The organism is Vreelandella massiliensis (assembly GCF_900155385.1).
Taxonomy (GTDB): Bacteria; Pseudomonadota; Gammaproteobacteria; order Pseudomonadales; family Halomonadaceae; genus Vreelandella; species Vreelandella massiliensis.
The window spans coordinates 290229-316303 of the sequence record NZ_LT699745.1; the positions used below are offsets into that span (position 1 = coordinate 290229).

Annotated in this window: 23 protein-coding genes and 4 tRNA genes; 12 read left to right on the forward strand and 15 right to left on the reverse strand. The window is 58.5% G+C overall.

The genetic code is table 11. The features are described from left to right. Window positions 1–24 precede the first annotated feature (24 nt). Window positions 25–101: transfer RNA gene (locus BQ9846_RS05970), tRNA-Met, on the forward strand. 84 nt (window positions 102–185) lie between these two features. Here BQ9846_RS05970 and BQ9846_RS05975 read toward each other — a convergent pair. Further along, on the reverse strand, window positions 186–1487 hold the full coding sequence (locus BQ9846_RS05975; RefSeq protein WP_075879784.1) for a M18 family aminopeptidase: 1302 nt from the start codon (window positions 1485–1487) through the stop codon (window positions 186–188). Between the two features lie 233 nt (window positions 1488–1720). On the opposite strand from BQ9846_RS05975, the gene BQ9846_RS05980 reads away from it, so the two are divergent. After that, window positions 1721–3775 carry a carboxy terminal-processing peptidase gene (locus tag BQ9846_RS05980; RefSeq protein WP_075879786.1) on the forward strand — a complete coding sequence of 685 codons (2055 nt, stop codon included), beginning with the start codon at window positions 1721–1723 and terminating at the stop codon, window positions 3773–3775. A 70-nt stretch (window positions 3776–3845) separates the two neighbouring features. Here BQ9846_RS05980 and BQ9846_RS05985 read toward each other — a convergent pair whose 3' ends face one another. The 4 genes from BQ9846_RS05985 to BQ9846_RS06000 all read right to left on the reverse strand — a co-directional run bounded on the left by BQ9846_RS05985 (window position 3846) and on the right by BQ9846_RS06000 (window position 4643). After that, window positions 3846–4208 carry a metalloregulator ArsR/SmtB family transcription factor gene (locus BQ9846_RS05985; RefSeq protein WP_075879788.1) on the reverse strand — a complete coding sequence of 121 codons (363 nt, stop codon included), beginning with the start codon at window positions 4206–4208 and terminating at the stop codon, window positions 3846–3848. Between the two features lie 124 nt (window positions 4209–4332). Beyond that, a tRNA-Asn gene (locus tag BQ9846_RS05990) sits at window positions 4333–4408 on the reverse strand. A gap of 38 nt (window positions 4409–4446) precedes the next feature. Further along, window positions 4447–4522: transfer RNA gene (locus BQ9846_RS05995), tRNA-Asn, on the reverse strand. Between the two features lie 45 nt (window positions 4523–4567). Further along, window positions 4568–4643, reverse strand: a tRNA-Asn gene (locus BQ9846_RS06000). Window positions 4644–4834: 191 nt separating this feature from the next. On the opposite strand from BQ9846_RS06000, the gene miaB reads away from it, so the two are divergent. The 5 genes from miaB to lnt all read left to right on the forward strand — a co-directional run bounded on the left by miaB (window position 4835) and on the right by lnt (window position 10277). Beyond that, window positions 4835–6178, forward strand: coding sequence for a tRNA (N6-isopentenyl adenosine(37)-C2)-methylthiotransferase MiaB (miaB, locus tag BQ9846_RS06005; RefSeq protein WP_075879792.1), 1344 nt, complete (start codon window positions 4835–4837; stop codon window positions 6176–6178). 82 nt (window positions 6179–6260) lie between these two features. Then, window positions 6261–7325 carry a PhoH family protein gene (locus BQ9846_RS06010; protein WP_075879795.1) on the forward strand — a complete coding sequence of 355 codons (1065 nt, stop codon included), beginning with the start codon at window positions 6261–6263 and terminating at the stop codon, window positions 7323–7325. Next, window positions 7322–7816 carry an rRNA maturation RNase YbeY gene (ybeY, locus tag BQ9846_RS06015; protein WP_075879798.1) on the forward strand — a complete coding sequence of 165 codons (495 nt, stop codon included), beginning with the start codon at window positions 7322–7324 and terminating at the stop codon, window positions 7814–7816. Before BQ9846_RS06010 ends, ybeY begins: the two co-directional genes overlap by 4 nt. A gap of 52 nt (window positions 7817–7868) precedes the next feature. Beyond that, a complete protein-coding gene (locus tag BQ9846_RS06020; protein WP_075879801.1) occupies window positions 7869–8744 on the forward strand; it encodes an HlyC/CorC family transporter in 876 nt (291 codons plus the stop codon). 45 nt (window positions 8745–8789) lie between these two features. Further along, the gene (lnt, locus tag BQ9846_RS06025; protein WP_075879804.1) at window positions 8790–10277 is read left to right on the forward strand and encodes an apolipoprotein N-acyltransferase; all 1488 of its coding nucleotides are present in this window, start codon (window positions 8790–8792) and stop codon (window positions 10275–10277) included. Between the two features lie 65 nt (window positions 10278–10342). On the opposite strand, the gene phaC is transcribed toward lnt, so the two are convergent. The 5 genes from phaC to prmB form a co-directional block, all read right to left on the reverse strand. Then, window positions 10343–12223, reverse strand: coding sequence for a class I poly(R)-hydroxyalkanoic acid synthase (gene phaC / locus BQ9846_RS06030; protein WP_075879806.1), 1881 nt, complete (start codon window positions 12221–12223; stop codon window positions 10343–10345). Between the two features lie 145 nt (window positions 12224–12368). Beyond that, on the reverse strand, window positions 12369–12800 hold the full coding sequence (locus BQ9846_RS06035) for a phasin family protein (protein ID WP_075879808.1): 432 nt from the start codon (window positions 12798–12800) through the stop codon (window positions 12369–12371). 137 nt (window positions 12801–12937) lie between these two features. Continuing rightward, entirely contained in the window at window positions 12938–13402 is a 465-nt protein-coding gene (locus BQ9846_RS06040; RefSeq protein ID WP_075879810.1) for a DUF6489 family protein, read from the reverse strand. A gap of 88 nt (window positions 13403–13490) precedes the next feature. After that, on the reverse strand, window positions 13491–14582 hold the full coding sequence (aroC, locus tag BQ9846_RS06045) for a chorismate synthase (RefSeq protein ID WP_075879812.1): 1092 nt from the start codon (window positions 14580–14582) through the stop codon (window positions 13491–13493). Between the two features lie 13 nt (window positions 14583–14595). Continuing rightward, window positions 14596–15573 (reverse strand): 50S ribosomal protein L3 N(5)-glutamine methyltransferase, encoded by a 978-nt coding sequence (gene prmB, locus BQ9846_RS06050; RefSeq protein ID WP_075879814.1) that lies wholly within the window; start codon window positions 15571–15573, stop codon window positions 14596–14598. 160 nt (window positions 15574–15733) lie between these two features. On the opposite strand from prmB, the gene BQ9846_RS06055 reads away from it, so the two are divergent. Further along, window positions 15734–16300 (forward strand): Smr/MutS family protein, encoded by a 567-nt coding sequence (locus tag BQ9846_RS06055; RefSeq protein WP_075881663.1) that lies wholly within the window; start codon window positions 15734–15736, stop codon window positions 16298–16300. Here the strand turns inward: BQ9846_RS06055 and BQ9846_RS06060 are convergent. Both BQ9846_RS06060 and BQ9846_RS06065 read right to left on the reverse strand, forming a co-directional pair. Further along, entirely contained in the window at window positions 16223–17284 is a 1062-nt protein-coding gene (locus BQ9846_RS06060) for a patatin-like phospholipase family protein (RefSeq protein ID WP_083651489.1), read from the reverse strand. The two genes, BQ9846_RS06055 and BQ9846_RS06060, sit on opposite strands and share 78 nt — an antisense overlap. Next, a complete protein-coding gene (locus BQ9846_RS06065) occupies window positions 17277–18242 on the reverse strand; it encodes an alpha/beta fold hydrolase (protein ID WP_075879816.1) in 966 nt (321 codons plus the stop codon). The genes BQ9846_RS06060 and BQ9846_RS06065 overlap by 8 nt, the downstream gene beginning before the upstream one ends. Before the next feature lie 278 nt (window positions 18243–18520). Here BQ9846_RS06065 and BQ9846_RS06070 point away from each other — a divergent pair, with 278 nt between their 5' ends. Together BQ9846_RS06070 and BQ9846_RS06075 are read left to right on the forward strand one after the other, a co-directional pair. Next, window positions 18521–18946 (forward strand): LexA family protein, encoded by a 426-nt coding sequence (locus tag BQ9846_RS06070; protein ID WP_075879818.1) that lies wholly within the window; start codon window positions 18521–18523, stop codon window positions 18944–18946. After that, a complete protein-coding gene (locus BQ9846_RS06075; RefSeq protein ID WP_075879820.1) occupies window positions 18943–20250 on the forward strand; it encodes a Y-family DNA polymerase in 1308 nt (435 codons plus the stop codon). Before BQ9846_RS06070 ends, BQ9846_RS06075 begins: the two co-directional genes overlap by 4 nt. Here BQ9846_RS06075 and BQ9846_RS06080 read toward each other — a convergent pair. Further along, window positions 20247–21704: a sodium-dependent transporter gene (locus BQ9846_RS06080; protein WP_075879822.1), complete on the reverse strand. Its 1458-nt coding sequence runs from the start codon at window positions 21702–21704 to the stop codon at window positions 20247–20249. The genes BQ9846_RS06075 and BQ9846_RS06080 overlap by 4 nt on opposite strands. A gap of 83 nt (window positions 21705–21787) precedes the next feature. Beyond that, window positions 21788–23011, reverse strand: coding sequence for a YbfB/YjiJ family MFS transporter (locus BQ9846_RS06085; RefSeq protein WP_422821878.1), 1224 nt, complete (start codon window positions 23009–23011; stop codon window positions 21788–21790). Window positions 23012–23200: 189 nt separating this feature from the next. Between BQ9846_RS06085 and BQ9846_RS06090 the strand changes: the two genes are divergently transcribed. Together BQ9846_RS06090 and BQ9846_RS06095 are read left to right on the forward strand one after the other, a co-directional pair. Continuing rightward, on the forward strand, window positions 23201–24466 hold the full coding sequence (locus BQ9846_RS06090; protein WP_075879824.1) for a M20/M25/M40 family metallo-hydrolase: 1266 nt from the start codon (window positions 23201–23203) through the stop codon (window positions 24464–24466). 139 nt (window positions 24467–24605) lie between these two features. Further along, window positions 24606–25379 carry a metallophosphoesterase gene (locus tag BQ9846_RS06095; RefSeq protein WP_075879826.1) on the forward strand — a complete coding sequence of 258 codons (774 nt, stop codon included), beginning with the start codon at window positions 24606–24608 and terminating at the stop codon, window positions 25377–25379. A 9-nt stretch (window positions 25380–25388) separates the two neighbouring features. Here BQ9846_RS06095 and BQ9846_RS06100 read toward each other — a convergent pair whose 3' ends face one another. After that, a complete protein-coding gene (locus BQ9846_RS06100; RefSeq protein WP_075879831.1) occupies window positions 25389–25976 on the reverse strand; it encodes a TetR/AcrR family transcriptional regulator in 588 nt (195 codons plus the stop codon). Window positions 25977–26075 lie beyond the last annotated feature (99 nt).

Consider the following 26075-nt stretch of genomic DNA (forward strand, 5'->3'; position numbering starts at 1 on the left):
TGCGTATTATCCGCTTCCGTAATTGGCTACGTAGCTCAGTTGGTTAGAGCACATCACTCATAATGATGGGGTCCCCTGTTCAAATCAGGGCGTAGCCACCAAATCTTAAAAAGCCCCACTGATGCGTCAGCGGGGCTTTTTTGTTGTCTGCGCCTTGTGTTTAAGCGCTTTTTAAAGCATTTCTCTTAAAGCCTCTTGCGGTTAAGAAACTGCATGAGCGCGTCGGTCAAATAGCCCACATCTTGGGTGCCTGCGGTTTCGCGGATCGAATGCATGGCCCACTGCGCTATCCCCACATCCATGGTGGGCACGCCAACCTCGGTGGCGGTAATCGGCCCAATGGTGCTGCCGCAGCCCATGTCTGCCCGGGTCACAAACGCTTGCACCGGCACCTTGGCCTCGCGACACACATCGCGAAACAGCGCACTCGTGGCGCTATTGGTGGCGTAACGCTGGTTGGCGTTAATCTTGATCACAGGCCCCCCATTGATGGCGGGGCCGTGGTGCTCGTCGTGTTTATCGCGAAAGTTGGGGTGTAGCGCGTGGGCATTATCGCAGGAGAGCATGCACGACGACTGAACCAGCTGGATCAGCGACTCTTCACTCCCACCGCCCACCTGGGCATTGATGCGCTTTAACACATCGCCCAAAAACGGCCCTTGGGCACCACAGGCACTGGCACTGCCGACCTCTTCGTGATCGTTGGCGACAAAAAGCGCCCCCTGCTCGCCATCGCTGGCTAACAGCGCTTCTAGCCCCATAAAGCATGACAGCAGGTTATCCAGCCGGGCGCTGGCCACAAGCTCTTGGTTAACCCCAATGAGCGACGGCGGCTGAAGATCGTAAAAACTGAGCTCAAAATCCACCACATCCACATCGGTGAGGCCGTGCTGCTCGCGCAGCCACGTCGCGAGCAGTGGCGTAAGCTCAGCGCTGTCGCTCTGCATCAGCACGGGCGCCATTTGCGTCTGAGCATTGATGGCGCGGCCATTGTTGGCGTCACGATCCAAGTGGATCGCCAGGCTCGGCACCATCGCCACGGGTTGATCGACATTTAACAGCACGCCCTCTAAGCGCCCATCGGCGTGACGCACATGCACCCGCCCAGCAATGCCTAGATCACGGTCAAACCACGGCGCCAACAAGGCGCCTCCGTACACCTCCACCCCTAGCTGCAGCCAACCTGCCGCGTGCTGGGTGGCGTTGGGCTTTAAGCGCAGGCCGGGGCTATCGGTATGCGCGCCGATCATCCGCAGCGACGCCACTCGGTCTCGCGGCAATTGAAAGGCGATGATAGAGGAGTCATTGCGGGTAACGTAGTAGCGCTGCCCCGGCGTTAGCTGCCAAGCGGCGGTTTCCTGCAAAGGCGTAAATCCCGCCTGCTCCAAACGCGTCGCCATATTTTGTGTTGCGTGCCAAGGGGTCGGTGAAACGCGTAAAAATTCACACAGTCTTGCCAAAAGGTGCGTATTAACAGCACTGGGCATAGCATTCCTCTATATAGTGAACAGCGAAGATGAAACATCGATAATGGGAGACGAGAACAGCGCGCGAAATCGCGATGAAGAGGTCTCCGCCAAGCAAGCGACCTGCTACAATGCGCTTTCGGTCAATACCCTGTTTTTGTAATGCAAGTTTCGCAACTCAATCGCAGATAACAGGTCTAGAACGCATGAGCCGTCTAAAGGTGAGTGTACACAAATCCGGGAGAGCTTGATTGATGAGCTTGTTTGCCACCCTATCGCGCTCAATTGCTTTGACTGCAATGCTAGTGATTGCCAGCCCCGCTGTCTTAGCGCTTGAGCCGACCGATGAACAGCGTCAGGCCACCATAGAAATCGCGGACTCGCTGCGCTATGGCCACTATGCCGACGTTGAGTTTGACCAAGCCTGGTCTGAAAACGCCTTTCGCCGTTATCTGGATATCCTAGATGGCCAGCGTGCGTACCTTTTACACAGTGATATTAAACCTTACCGGCACCTGGAAACTCGCTTCGCTGAAGCGCTATTTGATGGTGACCTTGACGACGCTTTCGCCCTCCACGAAAAAGCCGAAGCGCGCCGGAAGGCCCGCTTAGCGTGGTTGCTCGCGCGCCTTGATGAGGGCCTAGCGCTAGACTTCGACGGCAATGAGCGTCTTGAGGTGGAGCGTAAAGACGCGCCCTGGGCACGAAGCGAAAGCGAATTGGACACCTTGTGGCAAAAACGCCTAAAAAACGATGCACTCACCCTATTACTGAGTGATCAGGATAGCGAGCAGATCGAAACCAACTTGCGCCAGCGCTATAAAGGCCAGCTCTCGCGTATCGAGCAGACTGAACCCGAAGATGTGTTTGGCTTGGTGATGGCCGCGGTCACCGGCACTATCGACCCACATACCGGCTATCTCTCCCCGCGCCAGGGCGAATCTTTTGATATCCAAATGAGCCTTTCGCTTGAAGGGATCGGCGCCATGCTGCAATCCGATGGCGAGTACGTCAAAGTCTCAAGCCTCGTTCCAGGAGGCCCCGCCGACCGCGCGGACGCGCTGGAGCCCGCTGACCGAATCATTGGCGTGGGACAGGAAGACGAAGACGAAATGGTCAATGTGATTGGCATGCGCCTGGATAACGTGGTTGACCTTATTCGCGGCCCTAAGGGCTCGGTGGTGCGCTTGGAAGTCATCCCCGCGCAGGCGGTCGATATGACACGCTCACATACGGTTGAGATCACCCGCGATACGGTCAACCTGGAGGATCAAGCCGCGCAGAGCGAAATTATTGACGTTGAACGCGACGGCACAACGCGCCAAATTGGGGTGATTACGGTGCCCACGTTTTACGTCGATTTCGACGCCTGGCAAGAGGGCGAAGAGGATTTCCGCAGCACCACTCGCGACGTGGCCATTGAGGTGGAAAAACTCAAAGAGGCCGGCGTGGAAGGCATTGTCTTAGACCTGCGCGACAACGGCGGCGGTGCGCTGCAAGAAGCCAACTCGCTTTTGGGCCTGTTCATTGATCGCGGCCCCACGGTGCAAGTACGCGACGCCCAAGGTCGCATTCAGCTTTACGGTGACAGCGACGCGGGCACGCTCTACGACGGCCCGCTTACGGTGCTGGTGAACCGACTCTCGGCCTCGGCCTCGGAAATTTTTGCTGGTGCCATCCAAGACTACGGGCGTGGCATTGTCGTAGGCTCACAAACCTTTGGTAAAGGCACCGTGCAGACCCTGAGCGACCTGAGTCACGGCGAAATCAAGCTGACCCGCGCCAAGTTCTACCGCATATCGGGGGATAGCACGCAAAATCGCGGCGTCGAGCCGGACATTGCGTTTCCCAGCCTAATCGACCCGGAGCGAATTGGCGAAAGCAGCCTGGATAACGCGCTAGCATGGGATACGGTGCAGAACGTGCAGTATCGCCGTTACGGCGAGCCGGAAGACTATCTCGGCACCCTAACGTCGCGCCATGAATCCCGCGCCAAGGATAACCCCAACTTCAACTACCTAGCGCAGCAGTCGACACTGGCTCGCCAGCTGCGCGAACAGCACGTCAGCGTAAGCTTGAACCGTGAACAGCGCGAACGCGAAATGCAGGCGCAAGAAGCCGAACAGTTGGCGCTGGAAAATCAGCGTCGCCTCGCACTCGGCCAAGATGCCTTGGAAGAGTGGAGCGACGCTCGCGACGAGAGCGACGATGACGTGATGCCGGCGGAGTATGCCCATGTACTGGAAGCCGCAGAGATTCTCCTCGACTATTCGCAGCTCAAAAGCGCACAGCGCATGGTGAAGCGGTAAGCGAGGCGTCACCAACAACCAAGCCAAAAACCGAGGCCAGCGCCTCGGTTTTTGTTTTTTTAAGTGTGTTTTAACACAGCGCCGCGCGGCGTGTGGGTCGGTCACCCATATCGGCCAAACGCTGGGTGAGCGCTTTTATCTTTTGGCGGCTGCCTTCACGTCCGGCGGCAATGGCGGCAGTGGCCCAAGGGGGCAAGTCGCGCGCGATACGGTAGTAGACCCACTGCCCTTCACGCTGGTCGTGGAGCAGCCCGCACTGACGCAGCTGCGCGAGATGGCGTGACACTTTCGGCTGCGACTCTTGCAGCGCGTGGGTCATTTCACACACGCAAAGCTCGCCCTCTTCGGCGATTAACAGCACCAGAAAAAGGCGCGTTTCATCGCTGAGGCATTTGAACGTTTGCAGGGGGGTTAAAGGTATTGCGTTGCTCACAGGCTCATTTTCCGTTGACGCGCAAAAAACCGACACAGAAGATACGGTGTCGTGCGTGAGTATACCTAAGCGGAATAGGAAGCGAAATCAGTGGGAAAGACGTATTAGGAAAGGCGATGTCAGATGGCTCCCCGAGCAGGACTCGAACCTGCGACCCAATGATTAACAGTCATTTGCTCTACCAACTGAGCTATCGGGGAATTACCGGAGCTTTTAGACAAGTCAGCTTAGAGCGCTTTGGCTCCTCGAGCAGGACTCGAACCTGCGACCCAATGATTAACAGTCATTTGCTCTACCAACTGAGCTATCGAGGAATAGCGTAAGCACTGTCTTTAATAGCAACGTGTTTAAGCTGTTTTTGGCTCCCCGAGCAGGACTCGAACCTGCGACCCAATGATTAACAGTCATTTGCTCTACCAACTGAGCTATCGGGGAACTGCCGAAACACGGAGCGTAGTATACGGATACAGGCGCGCCGGTCAAGTATCGATTTCGGCCAACGCTAGCCGGGGGTTTCTTGTGTCCGTATAATGCGGCCATTCACCCACGCGGCATCTTCTCCTACGAAGATCAGCCGCGCCACCATTCATCCTCGTCCCCCGACGACTCATAGATGACAGGTACCGATGGCGAAGAAACTCTTCATCAAGACGCACGGCTGCCAAATGAACGAGTACGACTCCTCGCGCATGGCAGATCTGCTCGGCGAATCGCACCAACTGGAACTCACCGATAACGAGCGTGAAGCCGACGTCATTTTGTTAAACACCTGCTCCATCCGCGAGAAAGCCCAGGAGAAGGTGTTTCATCAGCTGGGACGCTGGAAAAAGCTCAAAGACGCCAACCCTGATCTTGTGATTGGTGTTGGCGGCTGCGTGGCGAGCCAAGAGGGCGAAGCGCTGCGCAAACGCGCGCCGTTTGTCGATATGGTCTTCGGCCCGCAAACGCTGCACCGTGTGCCCTCCATGCTCAACGCCCGCGCGGATAACCAGATCGCGGCGGTGGATGTCACCTTCCCCGAGATCGAAAAGTTCGACCACCTACCGCAACCTCAGGCCGACGGCGCCACCGCGTTCGTTTCGATCATGGAGGGCTGCTCCAAGTACTGCACTTTCTGCGTAGTGCCTTATACCCGCGGAGAAGAAGTGTCGCGCCCGTTCGAGGCGGTGATGGACGAAATCATTCATCTCGCCGACCAGGGGGTGCGCGAGATCAACCTGCTTGGCCAGAACGTCAACGCCTATCGAGGGGAAAACCAGCTAGGCGATGAGATCGACCTTGCCGAGCTCATTGCTTGCGTTGCCGCCGTGGAGGGGATTGATCGCGTTCGCTTCACCACCTCGCACCCGGTCGAGTTCACCGACAGTCTCGTCGATGCCTACGCCGATATTCCGGAGTTGGTCAGCCATCTGCACCTGCCCGTACAGTCTGGCTCGGATCGTATTCTCAGCGCTATGAAGCGCGGTCATACCGCGGAAGAGTACATCGAGAAGATGGAGCGCATCCGTGCCAACCGCCCGGATATCAGCTTCTCGTCGGACTTTATTATTGGCTTCCCCGGTGAGACCGAGGAAGATTTTGAAGCCACGATGGACCTGATTCACCGCATCGGCTTCGATCACTCCTTCAGCTTTGTTTATTCGGCGCGCCCGGGCACGCCCGCCGCCTCGCTGGCCGATGAGACGCCAGAAAGCGTCAAAAAGCAGCGCCTCGCGATCCTGCAAGAGCGCATTATCCAGCAAACCATGCAAATCAGCCGCCGCATGGTGGATACCACTCAGCGCATTCTGGTAACCGGGTTTTCGCCCAAAGACCCCGGCCAGCTCTCTGGACGCACTGAGAATAACCGCGTCGTCAACTTTCGTGCGGCCAACCCCACGGAGTTGATCGGTTACTTTGTCGATGTCGACATCACCGAAGCGCTGCCCAACTCGCTGCGCGGCGAACTCGCCTCTCCCGAGCGCTACTAACGATTCCCTTAACAGACAATTGCCCCGACACCGGTCGGGGCAGTAAGCTTGCTGATACATCCACTAACCGACGAGTTTTTCTTTGAGCCAGCCATCCTCTCAGGCAAATCGTATTATTACGTTAAGCCTTGAACCCAATGATCCTCAGCGGCTTGCGAGCCTTTGTGGCCAGCAAGATGAGCATCTAAAGCTGATTGAAAGCCGTTTGGATGTCACCCTGCGCAATCGCGGCAATATTTTCCAACTCGCGGGTGCCGCCAATCGCATCAAGGCGGCCGCCAACGTACTTGAGCACCTTTACCGCGAAACTGCAGCGAGCGAGCTTGAGCCCGATACGGTACACCTGTTTCTCCAGGAGTCTGGGCTTGAAGCTCTAGAGGATGAGGAAGAGAGCGAGGACGGCGATGTCGTCATTCGCACCCCGCGGACCATGATCAAGCCACGCGGTCTCAACCAGCAGCGCTATGTCACCAGCATCCGCGAACACGACATCAACTTTGGTATCGGCCCGGCGGGCACGGGTAAAACCTACCTGGCGGTCGCCGCCGCTGTCGAAGCGCTCAATCAACAGGAGGTGCGCCGCATTCTCCTGGTGCGCCCGGCGGTGGAGGCCGGCGAAAAGCTCGGCTTTTTGCCCGGCGATCTGGCCCAGAAAATCGATCCTTACCTGCGTCCGCTTTACGACGCGCTCTACGAGATGATCGGCTTTGAGCAGGTCGCGAAGCTCATTGAGCGCCAGGTCATTGAAATCGCCCCGCTGGCCTATATGCGTGGCCGCACGCTCAATAACGCCTACATCATTCTGGATGAGAGCCAAAACACCACGCCGGAGCAGATGAAAATGTTCCTGACGCGTATCGGCTTTGGCTCCACTGCCGTGATTACCGGTGACGTCACCCAGGTAGATCTTCCGCGCGGCCAGCGCTCGGGGCTCATTCAGGTACTGGACGTACTCAAAGACACGCCCGGCATTGGCGTGACCCACTTTGCCGCCAAAGACGTGGTGCGCCACCCGCTGGTACAACGCATTATTGAAGCCTACGACGCCTTTGAATCGCAGCAAGAAGCCGAAGAGCGTGATCGGCGCGAAAAGCGCCAGCAGGAGCGCGACGCCCGCTTGCAAGCGCGAGAGGACAGTTCGCGATGAGCACGCCCCCGTCGAGTCACGCACCGTCAAACCTGGCCGTGATCGACCGCCAGGTGGCCATCGAAGCAGAGGAACTGCCCGGCGAATCTGAGCTCGTCGACTGGGTGAGTCGCGTACTGGCGCACCACCCCGAGGAGTCGCGCCATGAAGTGACGGTGCGACTGGTGGAGGTCTCCGAGAGCCAGGCGCTCAACCGCGACTATCGCGGCAAGGACAAGCCTACCAACGTGCTTTCGTTTCCCTTTGATGCGCCGCCCGAAGTTCCGCTCCCGTTACTGGGCGATCTTGTGATCTGCCACGCTATTGTCGTGGCAGAGGCGCAACACCAAGCGAAACCCCTCGCGCAGCATTATGCCCATATGGTGGTACATGGCACCTTGCATTTGTTGGGCTACGATCATATAGACGATGACGAGGCCGAGGTAATGGAGCAGATGGAGCGCGATATCTTGGCCGACCTGGGCATTCCAGATCCTTACCAAACGTCTTAAACGACGCCCTCGTTGTCCGACGGCTAATGTCCGCAAATAAGAGATCAACCGCATGAGTGAAGACCGATCGAGCACGCCAACGTCAAAAACCTGGATCGAAAAACTCTTAGGCGCCCTCTCCGGCGATAGCGAGGAGCCTAGCTCCCGCGATGAATTAATGGCTTTTTTGCGCCACACCGCTGGGCGCTTAAAGCTGGATCAAGACGCCATGACGATCATTGAAGGCGCGCTGCAAATCAGTGATCAACAGGTGCGTGAAATCTTGATTCCCCGCTCACAAGTCGCCGCGATTCCGCTCGATCAATCCAGCGACGACTACCTCCCGCTCATCCAGGAAACCGGTCACTCCCGCTACCCGGTCATCGGTGAGAATCTTGACGATGTGAAGGGTATTTTACTGGTGAAGGATTTGCTGCCGCTTTTGTCGCAAACCCAAGCCCAGCGCGATGCCTTCAAGCTAGACGACATCCTGCGCCCGGCGATGTTCATCCCCGAATCCAAGCGTTTAAACAGCTTGCTCAAAGAGTTTCGCGACACCCATAACCACATGGCGGTTGTGGTGGACGAGTACGGCGGTACCGCCGGCATCATCACCATTGAAGACATCCTTGAGCAAATCGTCGGCGACATCGAAGACGAGCACGATACCGACGAAGAGGACGATATTCGCGCGCTTGAAGATGGCCGCTACGCCGTGCGCGCGCTAACGCCTATCGAAGACTTCAACGAGCGTTTTGGCACCCACTTTTCCGATGACGAGTTCGACACCCTCGGTGGCCTGGTGATGCAGCAATTTGGTCACCTTCCCCGTCGTGGTGAGGAAACATCGCTTAGCGGCTGGCACTTTAGCGTGATGAATGCCGACAATCGTCGCATTCGCCTGTTAGAGGTCTACTACGACGATAGCGACCCAGAGAGCGATGACTAACGCCACTGATCTTACGCGCGACTCACTTCGATAGGATATCCGCTGATGAAGACGGGACTCTCTTCAGGACGCTCTTTCACGCTTGGCGTTCAGCTTATCGCCGCGCTCGTCGCCGGTGGCTTTACGACCCTGACCGCCTCCCCCTTTGAGCTTTGGTGGCTTGGCCCTATCGCAGCGGGCCTGATGTACCTTGGCATTCATGGGTTAACCCCGGTTCAAGCGGCACTGAAAGGGTGGTGTTACGGCGTCGGGCTTTTCGCCAGCGGCACCTCCTGGGTCTACGTGTCGATTCACGACTACGGCTACACCGGCGTTCCACTGGCAGTATTTTTAACCGGGCTGTTTGTGGTAATCCTCGCCCTTTTTTTTGCGGGCACTTTTTGGCTCTACCGGCGCTTTACCCTGGCACGCTTTGCACTGTTAACCTTTGCCGGCACTTGGGTCCTGGGGGAAGTGCTACGCACCTACCTGTTTACCGGCTTTCCCTGGCTGCTGCTCGGCGCCAGTCACGTCGACTCGCCTCTGGCCCCCTGGGCGCCGATTGGCGGTGTGTACCTGTTATCGCTGTTTGTCGCCTTTAGCGGCGCACTCGGCGCCGAATTGCTCTTTCGCCGCCGAGTATGGACACTCCTCCCCTTGGCGGCTATCTGGGTCACCCCGTTTCTGCTGCCCACGCAGTGGACGAAGCCGAGCGAGACACCCCAACAGGTCGCGCTTTTACAAGGCAACCTTCCCCAACTCATCAAGTGGACGCCCGAAGGCCAGCGCAAAGCGGCCAACACCTACATGGAGCTGACCAACGCCCTTGATGACGATATCGACCTGATTGTGTGGCCCGAGACCGCGCTCCCCATGGTCGAAACGCAGGCGCGGCCCGTACTGGAGCGCGTTCAAGCCAATCTTCCTGATGACACGGCCCTTCTCACCGGCATCGTTCAGCGCGACCGTGAGGGAAACTATTTCAATGGCGTGATTGGCTTGGGTAACACCGAAGGAAGCTACCAGAAAGAACACCTGGTCCCTTTCGGCGAATACTTGCCTCTTGAGAGCGTTTTGCGCGGAGCCATTAACTTTTTTGACCTTCCTATGTCGACCTTTAGGCCCGGTGAGGATGACCCGGCCCCGATACACGCCGCCGGCATGGCACTGGGAAACGCCATTTGTTATGAAATTATCTACCCGCAACTCGTGGCTGAACGCGCCCACGACAGCGACGTGCTTTTAACCGTCTCAAACGATACCTGGTTTGGCGCCTCTATCGGCCCGCACCAGCATTTGCAAATGGCGAGGTTGCGCGCCCTGGAAAACGGCCGCTACGTGATCCGCGCCACCAGTAATGGCATTACCGCGATCATCGACCCACAGGGCCATATCACCGCGCGCGCGCCGCAGTTTGAAACCGCCACCCTCACCGGTGACGTATATGCCATGGAGGGTCTCACGCCCTTTACCCGTATGGGTAGCTGGCCTATCTGGCTGCTCGCTGGGCTCTTGGTACTGCCGGGTCTGCGTTTAAGAACAGGGCAACGCTAACAGCAAGAAGGTGCCATTAAAGGCACCTTCTGCTTACCACGTTTGCTACTTTGCCGGTACGAGGACTACTCCTGCACTTTAGAGTAACGGCTAGTGGCCGAGGCGCTCTCAACGACCTCCTCGACCATCTCCCCCAACACCTCGGGAATGGTCTGGCGCACGTAGCGGCCCGGAGCGGGCTCAATCACCGAGAGTTCACCCTCGCCCGGCTGACGTGCCGGCACCATTTTTTCTGTATCGGCATAGCCATTGTCGGTCATCCATGCCTGCCAGTGCGGCCACCAGGAGCCTTCGTTGAAGGTTGCCCCTTCGAACCACTCTTGATGCGTGTCTGGCAGTTCGCTATTGGTCCAGTAACCGTACTTGTTTTTACGCGGTGGATTCACGATTCCCGCAATATGGCCCGAGCCGCCGAGCACGAAGGTCACCGGCCCTTTAGGCAGCAGCGCGCCATAGTAGGTGCTGTTCCACTTGGCGATGTGATCCTCTTTTGTCGAGATAAAGTAGCTTGGCGTTGAGACTTTGCGCAGATCGATCTTCACGCCGTCCAACTCAATGCCACCCGGCTCGACCAGGCGATTTTCCAGGTACATATGGCGCAGGTACCAGGCATGGGTACCTGCCGGTAAGTTGGTACCGTCGGTGTTCCAATACAGCAGGTCAAAAGCGGCGGGCATTTCACCTTTTAAGTAGTTGCTGATATAGAACGACCAGAACAGGTCATTCTCTTTCAACAAATTAAAGGTATACGCCATCGAACGGCCATCTAAATAGCCCTTGGTCTGAAGGGTTTTCTCAATACCCTGAACGACTTGTTCATTGAGGAAAACGCCCAGCTCACCTGGATCGCGGAAGTCTTGCAATGTGGCCATATAAGTGACCGACTTCACCTTGCGACCGCGACGCGTGCTGGTGAGATACGCTACCGTCGACGCGGTGAGCGTTCCGCCAATACAGTAACTCACCATGTTGACCGACTTTTCACCACAGGCGTTTTCGATGGCCTCGATCGCACTGATCGGCCCCATCTGCATGTAATCGGCCCAGGTAAGGTCACTCTGCGCAGGGCCAGGGTTGCGCCAGGAGATCAAAAACACCGTATGCCCTTGATCCACCAACCACTTCACAAAGGAGTTATCCTGGCGCAAATCCAGGATGTAATACTTATTGATCCAGGGCGGCACGATCAGCAGCGGCGTTTTAAACGTGCTCTCCGTGGTCGGCGTGTACTGAATCAGCTGAATCAGGGTGTTTTCATACACCACCGACCCCGGCGTGACGGCGATATTGTCGCCCACGCCAAAGGCGCTGCGGTCGGTCATGCGCACGTTGATGCCTTCTGCCGAGTTGGCCAGGTCTTCGCGCAAACGCGCCAATCCCTCGATCAGGTTTTTCCCTTTTGTTTCCAGCGTTTCGCGCATCACTTCCGGGTTAGTCGCAACAAAGTTAGTGGGCGACATCGCGCTCACTAACTGGCGGGCATAAAAGTGTAAGTGCTGCTTTCGGGTCTCATCCAAGCCGTCGAGGTTATCAATGAGCTCATCGACAAGCTGAGAAAACAGCAAGTACTGCTGCATGATCGCGAGGTAGTAAGGCTCTTTTGTCCAAGCCTCATCTCTAAAACGACGATCCCCTTTGGCAGGCTGAATCAGCGGCTCAACCTCTTCTCCCGCCATGGCGCGGGCATTTTGCTGCCACAGCAACCACTGGTCTTGAAGCAAACGTGCCTGCGTTTGCCACAGTAGCGTAGGGTTTTGTGCCAGCGCTTGAGCAGCAGCTTCAAAGCTTTCGCGCATATCGTTGTGCACGGACTCTGCGGCTTCGCTTGGTGCAAGGCGCGTGAACATGTCCTGCATCAAGGCTTGGTAATGCTCACCGACCTCTTTCAGTTGAGCGTTCCAGGCTTGTGTATCGACCTGAGACGGCATTTCCCACCCTGACTGCATACTCACTCTCCCGTAATACTCGCACAAGCTAGCGCCTCGAGCGCTCCGCTCTATCGAGCTTAGCTAAACAACAAGACGACAATGTCTCATTAACCATACATGATAATAATACGGCGCCCTAGGGCGCCGTATGAATAACACTGACTTAACTTTTCGTGCTATTTGAGCTACCGCTACGCGACGGCTGGCTGGATGCCTTCGCGGTTGGCTGGGCTTTTGCTGCGGCGCTCGCCTGCTCGCTCATCTGCTTGCCGGTTTCGCTAAAGAGTTTTTCCATTTCCGCCTTGAATTCAAGGCTCATCTCGCTCATAGCGCGAGCATCTTCCTGCATTTGCTGCGAAAGCTCGTTAAGCATTTCGGCTTGCTTGGCACCGAACTCGCGCAGACTTTCGGCATCTTCGATATCGGTCGCGCTGCGGATGCGCTGAGTCCCCATCTGGCTGTAACGCTTCATTGCCTCCAGCTGGTACTGGGTCATTTTTTCCATGTTATTGAGCATCAGCGAGTTCACTTTACGCATCGGCTCAAAGAGTTGGCGTGTTTGCGTGTTGAAAGCGTTCATCATGTTATCTTGCATGGTATGTACCCCTTGGTTGAGTCGTTACCTGCTTGAAAATAGGCGGCGTTTAAATTGTTATAAGCGACAACCTTGCTGCAGCGCAACAAGAATAATCTCTACCCTCTGCCTTTGCAACTGTCAATACCGCAGCCATGCTAGCTGCTCTCCCGCTTAGTACGCGAACGGGCCGATGCGGTCTTCGCTTTACTGCTGGAACTGCTTTTGCTTGCGCTGTTTTGGGCGGCCTGGCCGGCGCCCGAGGAGGCATCGCTAGTTGCCTGCGATGAGGTGGCGCTGCCTCTCTTTCCCGTTTCTGCGTTTTCGTTGGCGTCGTCATTACTACCGCTGGAGTAACTCGCATTACCGGCTTGCTTCAGCATATCCATCATCATCTGCTGATACGTGCCGAAGCTTGCGAGACCTTGCGACAACCCCTGCTGCATCATGGGCTGCTGTAGATAGGGTCGCATGAGGCTCATGGGGTCATAACCATCAACCCCGGACTCCATTTGCCGCTGGATATTGGCCAAAAGGCTCTGCTGAAACGCCTCCACGTCCGGCAAACCGAGTGCGCGACGAAACTCATCCGGCGTTAGGTCAAATTCCACGTTTATTTTCATGGCTTGCTCCTCATTCCTTACCCCTGAGTGTAGCAGTCATACCCCATCTTCACCGCGTATGCGTTTAAGCGCTTTTTCGTTCACGTCGTCAGCATTGACCCAGCCTTGGCGTGGTCACGCTGACATCCGCATTCTGCCCCCGGTGGCGTAGCCAATGATCCATCACAGTGATCGCCATCATCGCCTCGGCAATGGGTGTCGCGCGGATGCCCACGCAGGGGTCGTGGCGCCCTTTGGTCACCACCTCAACCGGCTCACCGTGTACATCTATCGAGCGCCCCGGGGTGGTAATACTTGAGGTTGGCTTAAGCGCCAGGCGCGCCACAATCGGCTGCCCACTAGAAATGCCGCCGAGCACACCGCCGGCGTGATTGGAAAGAAACCCCTCCGGCGTCATCTCGTCGCGATGTTCGCTGCCACGCTGAGACACGCTGGCAAAACCGGCGCCGATCTCGATTCCCTTAACGGCGTTAATGCTCATCAAACCGTGGGCGAGTTCGGCGTCCAAACGGTCGAATACCGGCTCTCCCAGCCCCACGGGCACGCCTTCCGCGACCACGGTGATCTCCGCGCCCACGGAGTCTTGATCGCGGCGTAGTTGATCCATGTACGCCTCAAGCTCGGGCACTTTCTCCGGGTCGGGGCTAAAAAATGCATTCTGATCCACCGATTCCCAGGTTTTAAAGTCAATTTTAATCGGCCCGAGCTGGCTCATGTAGCCACGAACCTGCACGCCCTGCGCGGCGAGAAACTGCTTAGCGATAGCCCCCGCCGCCACACGCATGGCGGTTTCCCGGGCGCTTGAGCGACCGCCGCCGCGATAATCGCGATGACCGTATTTGTGGTGATAGGTGTAGTCGGCGTGCGCGGGACGAAACTGGTCCTTGATCTTGGAGTAATCTTTGGAGCGCTGGTCGGTGTTTTCGATCAAAAGCCCAATCGCGCATCCCGTGGTTTTACCCTCGAAAACCCCCGAAAGAATGCGCACCTGATCGGCCTCTTGCCGCTGGGTCGTGTGGCGCGAGCTGCCAGGGCGACGGCGGTCCAAATCACGCTGCAGGTCCTCTTCCGTGAGCGCCAGCCCCGGTGGGCAGCCGTCGACAATGGCGCCGAGCGCGGCGCCATGGCTCTCGCCAAAGGTGGTCACGGTAAATAGCTTGCCAAACGTATTGCCAGACATGGGCGTTATTTCCTCACGCAAAAGACGCCGCATGGGCGTCGAGTTCAGCGGCGGAAAGGGCAAACACGCCCTGGCCGCCACGCTCGAATTCCAACCAGATAAAGGGTACCTCGGGGAAGGCCGCCTCAACGTGACGGTCAGAGTTTCCCACCTCTACAATCAACCAGCCATCGTCGCTTAAGTGTTCGCGGGCCTGGCGCAGAATACGCCGGACGATATCCAGGCCATCGCTACCGGCGCCGAGCGCCAAGGCGGGCTCGTGACGGAATTCGGCGGGCATGGTGGCGAGATCACGCGCATCCACATAGGGCGGGTTGGAGACAATCAGGTCAAAGCGCTGCCCCGTTAAGCCATCGAAGACATCCGACGCCACCGCACGCACCCGGTCGCCCACGTCGTGGCGAGTGATGTTCTCGCGCGCAACGGCAAGTGCCTCTGGGCTGATGTCGGCCAGGGTCACGCGGCTTGTGGGCAAGTAGAGGGCGGTAGCAATGCCGATACAGCCTGAGCCAGTGCAGAGATCCAACACGTTCTCAGGCGGCTCCTGTGGAAACCAGGCGGCAAAGCCATCTTCGATCAGCTCGGCAATCGGCGAGCGCGGAATCAAGACCCGCTCATCGACGTTAAACGGAACACCAGCGAAGAAGGCCTCGCCAAGCAAGTACGGCAAGGGCCGGCGCGTTTCAATGCGTGCACGGGCAAGGGCCACGATGCGTTCGCGCTCCATGGGCAAAAGCCTCGCATCCAGCACCGCGGGATCAATATTCCAGGGCAGATGCAGCGCCCCCAAGCACAGCGCCACGGCCTCATCCCACGCCGAGTCGGTACCGTGACCGTAATGCAGGCCGGCAAGATGAAACTCGCTCGCGACCCAGCGCACATAGTCGCGCAGCGAATAAAGCGCTTGAGTCAGCTCGGCGTTGCTCAGCGCGAGCGTTGACGCCGCTTGAAGCGGGGGCGTTTGTGTAGAAGAAGAAAGCGTGGCGGCCACGGTGGCTCCTGGTTAGCAGGCGGTCATCAAATACGTCGATTGGTTAGGAAAAGGATTGTACCTTTCACACCGCCCGGTTCACAGCGGCGCTAAGGTCGCTATACTGTGCGCTTTCGCTACCGCTACACTAACGCTCACCGCCTTCGCCTTAGAGTTTGCCATGACACGCCGCCACCAACCCGATGAGGAAGAGATCAGCGCCTTTCGCCAAGCGCTAAAAGCGGCCGGCGTGCGTCGCATCAACGCCAACCAGGCCGACCCCGGCAAACCCAAACGCAACGCGGTCGCCCAGGCGGCGCGGCGGCAAGCGGCGGTGGAAAGCCAAAGCCTGCAAACCACCGGGCGCACCTCCGATGGTCGCGTCGAAGCGGTACGCCCCTCGGAGTATCTCGAATTCTCCGTGCCCGACCTGCCGTGGCGCACGCTTAGCCAACTCAAGCGCGGCCAAACCGGGTGGCAAGCCGGGCTCGACCTTCACGGCTACACCCTGGAAGAAGCCCGTACCGAGCTAGAAAGCTTTCTGCGCGATGCCGTCGCCCAGCATATGCGCTGCGTGCTGATCGTTCATGGCAAGGCCTGGGGCACCACCGCGGACTACCCCGTGCTGAAAAGCCACACCAACGCATGGCTTCGCGAATGGCCTGGCGTGTTAGCGTTCTGCTCCGCCATCGAGATCGACGGCGGTACCGGCGCCGTTTACGTGCTGCTGCGCAAACCTGGGCGGTAGTGAGGCATCCAACGCTTTATCGGCTAAATGGCGACCTAAGCGAATCAGCTCATTGGCGCGATGAAACTCATAGGCGCTGCACACCGTTTTGGGCACTTCGATCAACACATCCGGCGGATAACCGGCGATTTTGTATTTCGCCAGCGCTGCTTGGGTAATATCGAACGACTCCAGGATCATATCCAGCTTGCCCCACTCGCGCTTACCACGCTCCTCGGCGCTTTCGCTGCTGCTATTTTCACTCGCCAAGCTGCCAAGCCCCTCCCACAGCCGACGAGTGGCATCGCGCACCTCCGATAGCCAACCGCCGATACTTTCATCACGCTCGCGCTCGTCATCGCTGCGGGTATCTTCGGCGGTGCCTTCCGGCAGCATGTCCGTCAGCGACACCGGCTGCGGGCTGTGAGCGGTAACATTGACCGCCACAACAAGATCCGCCTCGTGGGCGGCCACGGCGGGCAAGATGGGCAGCGGGTTGAGCAAGCCGCCGTCAACGAGCACCTGATCCCCCAAGTGCTCCGGCGTAATAACGCCCGGCACGGCAATGGAGGCGCGAATGGCACGCAAAAGCGGGCCATTTTGGAACCAGACCTCGCGCTGTCGCACCAGGTCAGTGGCCACGGTGGTCACGGGAATGGCGAGGTCTTCGATCTGTGTTTCTCCCACCAGACTCTCCAGCTTCTGCATGACCTTATTGGCACGCATCGCCCCCATCGGGCTCCACGTCACGTCCACCAGCTTAAGCACATCAAGGTAATCCAGCTGGCACACCCAGTCGCGGTACTCAGGCAGCTTACCCGCCGCGTAAATACCGCCTATCAGCGCACCCATTGAGCAGCCGGAAACGGAGATAATCTCAAAACCGCGCGCCTCTAGGGCTTCAATCACCCCGATGTGGGCGTAGCCCCGCGCGCCGCCACTCCCCAAGACCAGCGCGACTTTATGACCCGAGCTCGCCTGCTCTCGCCGCTTTCTCTCACCCATGGTGCCTCTCCTGATTGCCACAGCGCGCTGTGATGGTGTGCTGAACGATCGTATTCGCAACGGCCTCGACGGATTGCGCTTCCAAATGCAGGTGGTGCCCTCCGGCGAGCACGTGTCGGGTGAGCGTGGGCACCGCCTGACGGGCTTTTTGCGCCCAGGCACGCTCGCCCAAAATACCGCTATCACCTTCGATCAGCAGCACTGGGCAGTGTATTTCTGCCAAAAGCGCCAACACCTGCTCCGGGGTAAAGCGCACCAGCGACGGCTTGAGTAGCCGGCCATCGGTACGTAGCCAAACATGGCCGTCATCATCCACGCGGCTATTACGTGCGACCAGCGGGCGTGCCGTATCCGCGTCAATCGGCGTGACACCTCCCGCCACACGTGCGGCCACAGCCGTCTCGATGTCTACATAGCGCGGTGGACGCGAACGTGGGCGACGATGCGCGATCAACCCCTTGCGCAGCTGCCCGGCCGTCTGCTCCGGCGGCGTGCTGATGGCACCCAGACCATCGATCAGCACAAGCTGTTCCACCCGCTCAGGCAGTGCGGCGGCCAGAAGACAGCTGACAGCGGCCCCCATGGAGTGCGCTAACAGCGTCGTTTTATTTATCGCCAGCGCATCCATGGCGTCCAGCACATCATGGCAGTAGTCCCACAGGGCATAGTCTTGATGAGCATAGTCTTGATGGGCATGCTCTTGTGGAACATTCTCCTCCTTTGATGAATGGCCGTGACCACGAAAATCGAGTGCCACGATGCGGATATCCAGCGCCTTCGCTAAGCGCGGTGCCAGCCGGGAAAAGCTCGCGGCGTTATCCAACCAACCGTGAAGCGCAAGCCAGGTAGGGGCATCGCGCCGGCCCCAACTCAACGCTGCCAATCGACCATTCGCCAGGGTCAAAGGCTCGCCCGCCTGCAGGGGTATCTCCGTTTCTGTTTGTGACGCGGTTGTCATTGGAATTCCTTCACCCGGTACGCCAGAGTCGCTACCATTCGTCGCCTCGCCATCCCATTATTGTCTGAGCGGTATTGGCTCCTATCCACCCTAAAATTGCAAGAGGTCAACATGAAACCCCATCGCGATACACGCAGCCGTAACTGGGTATTTTTCATCACTGTTTTGAGCGCCATTGTGGTCGGCATGTGGCTTGCCCGCTAAGGAGGCTTGAGAAAGACAGCCAATTACTGTATATATAAATATATTGATCAATTATACAGTTAATGGTGATTGTGATGCTTTCTCTCCCTCACGCCTGCGCACCGCTTGCGTTGCCACTCCTGCCGGTTTGTGCCCAGGCGGGGTTTAGTGGCTTTCCCTCACCCGCGCAAGATTACGAGTCACCCACCCTTGATCTGAATACCCGACTCATCAAGAACCCCGCCACCACGTTCTACCTCACCGCCGCAGGCGAGAGCATGCAGGGCTGGGGCATCTTTCACGGTGACCTGCTGGTGGTGGATCGCAGCATTACGCCGCGCTTGGGGCATATCGTGGTGGCGCTGCTGGAGGGCGAACTGCTGATCAAACGCTACGCGCTGCACCGCAATGAGCCGCATCTGTGCTCAGGGCACCCCCACTACGGGCCTGTCGCCTTGCGCGAGCGCGAATGTGAAATATGGGGCGTGGTGCGCGCCGTGGTCCACGAGTACCTCTCGTGATCGGCCTGGTCGATGCCAACAATTTTTACGTTAGCTGCGAGCGCATTTTTCAGCCGCAGCTTGACGGCCTACCAGTCGGGGTGATGTCGAATAATGACGGCTGCGTGATTGCTCGCTCGGAGGAGTTGAAAGCACTAGGGGTGGAAATGGGCACACCCGCCTTCCAGCTTGAAGGCCCCTGGCAGCGCGGTGAGCTGCACTTGCTCTCCTCCAATTACGCCCTTTATGGCGATATGTCGGCACGTCTAACGCAGCTGCTTCAGGCCGCCTGCCCAAAGGTGGCGCCGTACTCGATCGATGAGATGTTCCTCTATCTGGATGGGCTCGATCACACCGCGTGCCAAGCCCTCGGAACGGCCCTTCGCCAACGTATTTGGCACGGGTTGCGTCTGCCCGTATGCGTGGGGCTAGCACCGACACATACGCTGGCCAAACTCGCCAACCACTACGCCAAGCGCGATAGCCACTACCAAGGCGCCTGCCTGCTGGACGGCCACGACGCCACCACCGCATCGCTTCTCAAACGCACACCAGTCGATAAGGTATGGGGGATCGGCAGACGCCTCGCCGAGCGTCTGGCGCTCTGCGGTATCACCACGGCCTGGGCGCTACGCGAAAGCGACACTCAACGGCTGCGGCGGCGCTTTTCCGTTGTCGTGGCTAGAACCGCGCTGGAGCTACGCGGCACGCCGTGCTTGGCGATGAATGCCGCGGATGAGCCGCGCCAGCGCATAATGACGTCGCGCTCGTTTGGTCGCGCGACCGGCGCCTGGGAGGATCTTTACGGGGCCCTTAACCGCCACGCCCAACGCAGCGCGGAAAAGCTGCGTCAGCAGAAAGGCCTCGCCCGGGCGGTCATGCTGCTTTTGCACACCAACCGCCACCGCCGCGACCTTGCGCAGTATCATCCGCAAACGCTGATCGCGCTGCCCTACCCCACCGATGACACACGCGAGATTCTGGCCGCCGTGCGCCAAGGGCTTCAGCATATATACCGCCCGGGCTACGCGTTTATGAAGGCGGGGGTCATGCTCGTCGATCTTGTCGACGCTGAGCAGTATCAGATGACGCTGCTCAACCCACCGCCAAAAACAAGCCACCTCCAGCAGCGATTGATGGCCACGCTCGACCGCATCAATCAGCGTCACGGCCAAGGCACCATCACTTTTGGCGTACCCCCAAAGCGAGCGGTGTGGCATCTACGCTGCGCGCACCGCTCACCCCGCTATACCAGCCATTGGGGCGAACTCTGCCAAGCGGGCACGCACCCCGGCGCCATCGCCGAAACGCGCAACCGCCTTTAGCGCAGCGCTTGGCGCAAGCGCGGGCTGAGCCCTTCACCGAGGGCGACCATCGCCACCAGAATCGCCAGTAGCCACGGCCAGTGAGCGGCAAAGGAGACCGAATAGACCCCTAACGCATCGACAAAAACCACCAGAATACCCAGCGGACTGACGTAACGCACCATCGCCAGCCACAGCGTATAGGGCAGTGGCGACAGCCCCAGCTCATCACGCAAGACCTCAGACTTCAGCACGAAGCCCGCCAGTACCACGATGCCTAGCCCACCGAGCGGCATCATCCAGCGTGCGGTGAGGTAATCGAGCCAATCGAAGACGTTTTTCCCCGCGAGCGTCCATTCAGCCCCGACGTTGAACGACAGCATCGCCAAGGTGCTGACTAGCCACAGCACGATACCGGTCCCCCATGCCGCCGCGCGACGGGAGAGCCCTTTGTTATCGCACAGCCAGGACACCGTTGCCTCCACCATGGAGATTGACGAGGTCAATGCCGCCATCGACAGCATGACAAAAAAGAGGATGCCGAATAGCGTGCCTAGCGGCATGGCGTCAAACGCCAGCGGCAGGCTCATAAAAATCAGCCCCGGCCCTTGGCCTGGGTTCATGCCGTTGGCAAAAATCACCGGGAAGATTGCCAACCCCGCCATCAGCGCCACCACGGTGTCCGCTGCCGCCACGCCCAAGGTGGTGCGGGTAATGGATGCACTCTTGGGGAGGTAGCTGCCATAGGTGAGAATAGCGCCAGAGGCCAGCGACAAGGTGAAAAACGCATGCCCTAAGGCAGCCAGCATTCCCTCACTGGAGAGGCTTCCCGCGTTGAAGGAGAAGAGAAAACGCACCGCCTCGCCAAAGCCGCCGGAAGTCATGCCGTAAGCGATCAGCACCAGCAGCATCACCACCAGCCCGGGCATCATCCAGCTGACATTTTTTTCGATACCTTCCTGAACGCCTTTACCCACGATCAGCATGGTGAGCAGCGTCACCAACGTGCTCCAAAAACCCAGATTAAGCGGGTTTTGGTTATTCGCCACAAAGACCGCGATCATGTCATCGACGCTCTCGCCGCTCAAACCACCGCTCAGCATTTTCCAAAGATAAGAGAACGACCAGCCCGCCACCACGACATAAAATGACAGGATCAAAAAGCCGCACAGCATCGCCATCCAGCCGATCAGCGACCACGCCGAACCACCACCGGACTCACTGACAACACGGCGGATGGCATCAATGGGGCTACCGCGCCCACGACGCCCAAAGGCGATTTCGGTCATCATCACCGGTACGCCGACGGCCAAAATGCAAGCCAGGTAGACCAGCACAAAGGCACCGCCGCCGAACTCGCCGGTGATGTAAGGGAACTTCCAGATGTTGCCCAGCCCCACGGCGGAGCCGGTGGCCGCGAGCAGAAAGCCCCAGCGGCCAAGCCACTGAGTTCGAGGTTGCGCAGCGGAGGTCATCGTTTGTCCTTCCTATGGGGAAAAACGCGCCATCCTAGACGATTTTGGTACAAATGCCTAAGACCGCCGGCAAAATTTCCTCTTCAGACGTAAGTGGTCGCTTTCGCCTCGGCGTCAAGGCGCTGTGCGGTCTGGTCCACCCAGCGCAACCACGCCAATAGCACCGCTCCCAAGGCGACAAAACCACCCGCGAGCCACAGCCCAATGCCGTAGTGGCCGGTGGCCTCCGCGAGCATGCCGGTGAGCGCGGGCGCGGCAATCTGCGCCACGCCATACGCCAGGGTCATGCGTCCCATCAACCGCGCCGGGCTTGCCGGGTAAAGCCGCCCGGCCATGGTCAGTACGAGGCTCACACAACCCAAAAAGGTGCCACCGTAAAGCACCGCGCTCAACAGCACGGCGGGCAGGCTTGCGGTCATCGCGGGCAGCACGATACCCACCACCTGCAGCAGCATCGCGGCAATTAACGCGCCCAAATAGCCGATGCGCCGGGCGATCAAGTCCCACAGCATTACCGCCGGCGCGGCCGCCAACCCCACCAAGGCAAACGCCCAGTTACCCGCCCCCGAGAGCAGCGGCTCGCGCTCCACGATGGTGACAATAAAGGTGGCGCTGATCACATAGCCGTAACCGGCGCAGAAGTACGCCGCCATCATCAGGCGCATAAAGGTGCGACCCGGCGGCTTATTCTGTTCCGCTGAGGCCGACTCCCCGCCCGCCACTGGCTTGACCGGGCGCGGGAGCCAGCGCCAAGCGGGGATTAACAGCACCACCGCCAACAGGCTAAAGCCCCACCACTGCAGCCGCCAATCCATGGAGAGGCGCAGCATGGCCTCCACCGCCACCGCCGCGAGTAAAATCCCCACGCCCACGCCGGCAAAATGGATACCCAGCTCGCCACGCTGGCGGTGCTGAATCAGCCAGTGCAAAATCAGCCCCGAGGCAAGCAGCATAGAGGCGCTACTGGCGAGCCCCGCCAAAAAGCGCAACCCCGCCCAGAGCCAGAAATTCTCGGCCAGTGCCATCCCGGCGGTGGTGACCACGGCGAGTAGAAGCCCCGCGCGGTAGAGCCCATCCTTGACGTCAACAGTGCGCACCGTCATGGCCAGCACCGCGCCAAGCATGTAGCCCGCATAGTTAAGGGCCGCCAACCAGCCGCCATCGGCGTCGCTAAGCCCGGTCTGCTGCTGCATGACCGGCAACAGCGGCGTATAGGCAAAGCGCGCCACGCCAATGCACAGCAGTTGGCTGAACACGCCGGCCAGCAAGACCTTAAAGCGCTGTGCACGCAGATCTGTTTCTGCCACGCGGATCTCCTTATTCATGACATTGATTAGCCGTCTTATTATCTTGCTTTACGCTATCCTACGAGGTTTCCGCCCTTTGCGACTACACGACCTACGCACAAGCGCCCCGGTTCTGGCAGACTGTGTATAAGAGCGTCCATGTCCTTTAACCATTCGCTGCTACCACAGCAACCCTCAAGGAGATCGTGAATGAGCGATAGCAACAATGCCAACACCCCCTGGACACAACCCATGCCCGACGCGCAGTTTAAGCTGATGCGCGATATCCTCGCCGCCCCAAGCCCGGTCGGCTTGGAAGGCGCGATGACCTACGGCGTGTTAAAACCCCATTTCGATACCTTTGCCCCGAGCGACTGGCACCTGCACCAGTTTCGCGGAAACGCCGGCGTGGTGCTCGACACCCACCCGGGCCGCGACGATATGTTCAAACTGATGATCATCGGCCACGCCGACAAGATCCGCATGCAGGTGCGCTCGATCGGCGAGGACGGCAAGATCTGGATCAATACCGACTCCTTCTTGCCCACAGTGCTCATCGGCCATGAGGTCAAGCTGTTCAGCGAAGACCCCGAGGCGCCGGGCAGCTACCGCAGCATTGAAGGCGGCACCGTGGAAGCGCTTGGTGCGATCCACTTCTCCGACCCGGCAATGCGTGATGGCAGTAAGGGCATCAAAAAAGAGCAGATCTACCTGGATTTACAGATCCATGGCGAGAACAAAAAACAGCAGGTATTGAATCTAGGCGTGAAGCCCGGCGATTCGATCATTTTCGACCGTCCGATTCGTCACGGTTTCAGTCCCAATACCTTCTACGGTGCCTACTTGGATAACGGCCTGGGCTGCTTCGTCACCGCCGAAGTCGCACGCCTAATCAGTGAGGCCGGCGGCACCGAGCAGGTACGCGTGATGTTCGCGATCGCCAGCTACGAGGAGATTGGCCGCTTTGGTAGCCGCGTATTCGCTGGCGAGCTCAAGCCGGATGCCCTAATCGGGGTCGATGTGAACCACGACTACGTCGCCGCCCCCGGCATTGGCGATAAGCGCATGCAGCCGCTGGAAATGGGCAAAGGCTTCACCATGGCGGTTGGCTCCATTGCCAGCGAGCAATTAAACCGCGTCATCGCTCAGGCCGCGAAAGAGAATGATATCCCCCTGCAGCGCGACATCGTAGGGGTGGATACCGGCACCGACGGCATGGCGGGCGTGCTAGCCTCCATCGACAGCGCGGCCACCTCGATTGGCTTTCCGATCCGCAACATGCACACCATCTCGGAAACCGGCAACACCCAGGATGTGCTCGCGGCGATTCACGCGCTCACCCGCACGATTCAGGCGCTAGACAAACTGCCCGATATCAAGCGCGAGTTTCTCGATAATCACCCGCGCCTGGATCAAGCCAGCCCGCTTTCTCATCAAGGCAGCGATAAGCCCGAAAGCGAAAAAGACGATCAATAATCACCGTTTTGCTGGTTCTTATCGACAAAATGCCCCGTTAAAGCGGGGCATTTTTGTCGTTTCAGTCAGAGACAAGCGCTAGGCGCGTTCCAGCCAAGCAACCAGCGCCTCGGCGGCGAGCGCCGAAAAGGGAGTGCCCGTGAAACTGAGAGTCTTATCCGACCTGCACCTTGAACATTTCGATGACGGGCGCACGCTACCCGACGTACCTGCCGACGTGGTGGTGTTAGCCGGAGATATTCACGAAGGGACACGAGGGCTTGCTTGGGCGGCGGCACGTTTTCCCGATCAACCGATTCTCTACGTGCCCGGCAACCATGAATTTTACGGCCACAGCATGCCCTTGCTACGCGAGCAGCTGCGCGCTGAGGCTCAGCGCCTTGGGATTCACCTGCTGGATAACAGCAGCGTGGCCATAGACGGCGTTAAGTTTCTCGGCAGTACGCTCTGGACGGATTTTGCGCTCTATGCCGATGCATCGGTTGAAGATACCGAACGAACTTTCCAGAGAGCACTCGCCTATATGCCGGACTTTCACCTCATCGAGCAGCCCGAGGGCAACACGTTCTCTCCTGAAGAGAGCCAACGGCTGCACCGCAAAGCAGCAACGTGGCTAATGCGCGAACTTGCCGCTCACTTCGACGGCCCCAAGGTCGTGATCACTCACCACGCGCCGCTTGCCGACTGTATTCCGCCACGCTATCAAGGCGATAGTCTCTCCCCCGCCTTCGCGTCACATCTGCCACACCTCATGGGAAACGCCGCGCTGTGGGTTCACGGCCACGTGCATGAAACGGTCGACTTGGATTGCCAAGGTACATGGGTGATGGCCAATCCTGGCGGCTACCCGAATGAGTTCGACGCACCCAGCTTTGTGCCGGATCGGGTAGTTGAGGTACCCCAAGGACGGTAGGCTGCGCCTTTAACGCAAGCCTTGCAGAATGTGCTTGACCGTTTGCTGAGCTTGAGCGGTTGTCGCGCCGCTTTTGAGCAAAAGCCGCAGCCCGGACATGGAGAGGGTTAAGAATTGCGCCGTGCTGGCAGGGTCGTAATCGGCGCTGATACTGCCTTCGCGCTGGGCACGCGCGATGACCTCAGCGAAAAAACCGCTGATGTCGTCAACGCACTCACGGGCGGTTTGCGCTGGCAAGGACGTTTCGCCGCCCAGCTCCGTGGCGGAGTTGAAAATCAAACAGCCAAGCGCTGCCTGCTCGCTTTGCGCATCCAGCGCCGCTTGGGTCAGAAGGCTTTCGATAAACGCCCACGCCGACGGCGCCTGATCAAACGCCGCCGCCAAGTTATCCAGCAACTGTTTGCGGTAACGCCCCAGCACCGCCAAAAAGAGCGCTTCTTTATTGCCATAAAGCTGATACAGCGAACTACGCGAAATCCCCATCGCCTTGAGCAAGTCACGCAGCGACGCATGGTGATACCCCAATCGCCAAAAGGTATCCATCGCCGCGGTTAACGCTACATCGGGTTGATGTTGTAAGGGTCTGCCCGCCGCCATCACTAACACTCTGTCTGATCAATTCGTGTTCAATTTAACATGCAAGCGCCATTCAGGGGGAACACATGACGATAAAGGTTGCCGATCACACCCATAGCC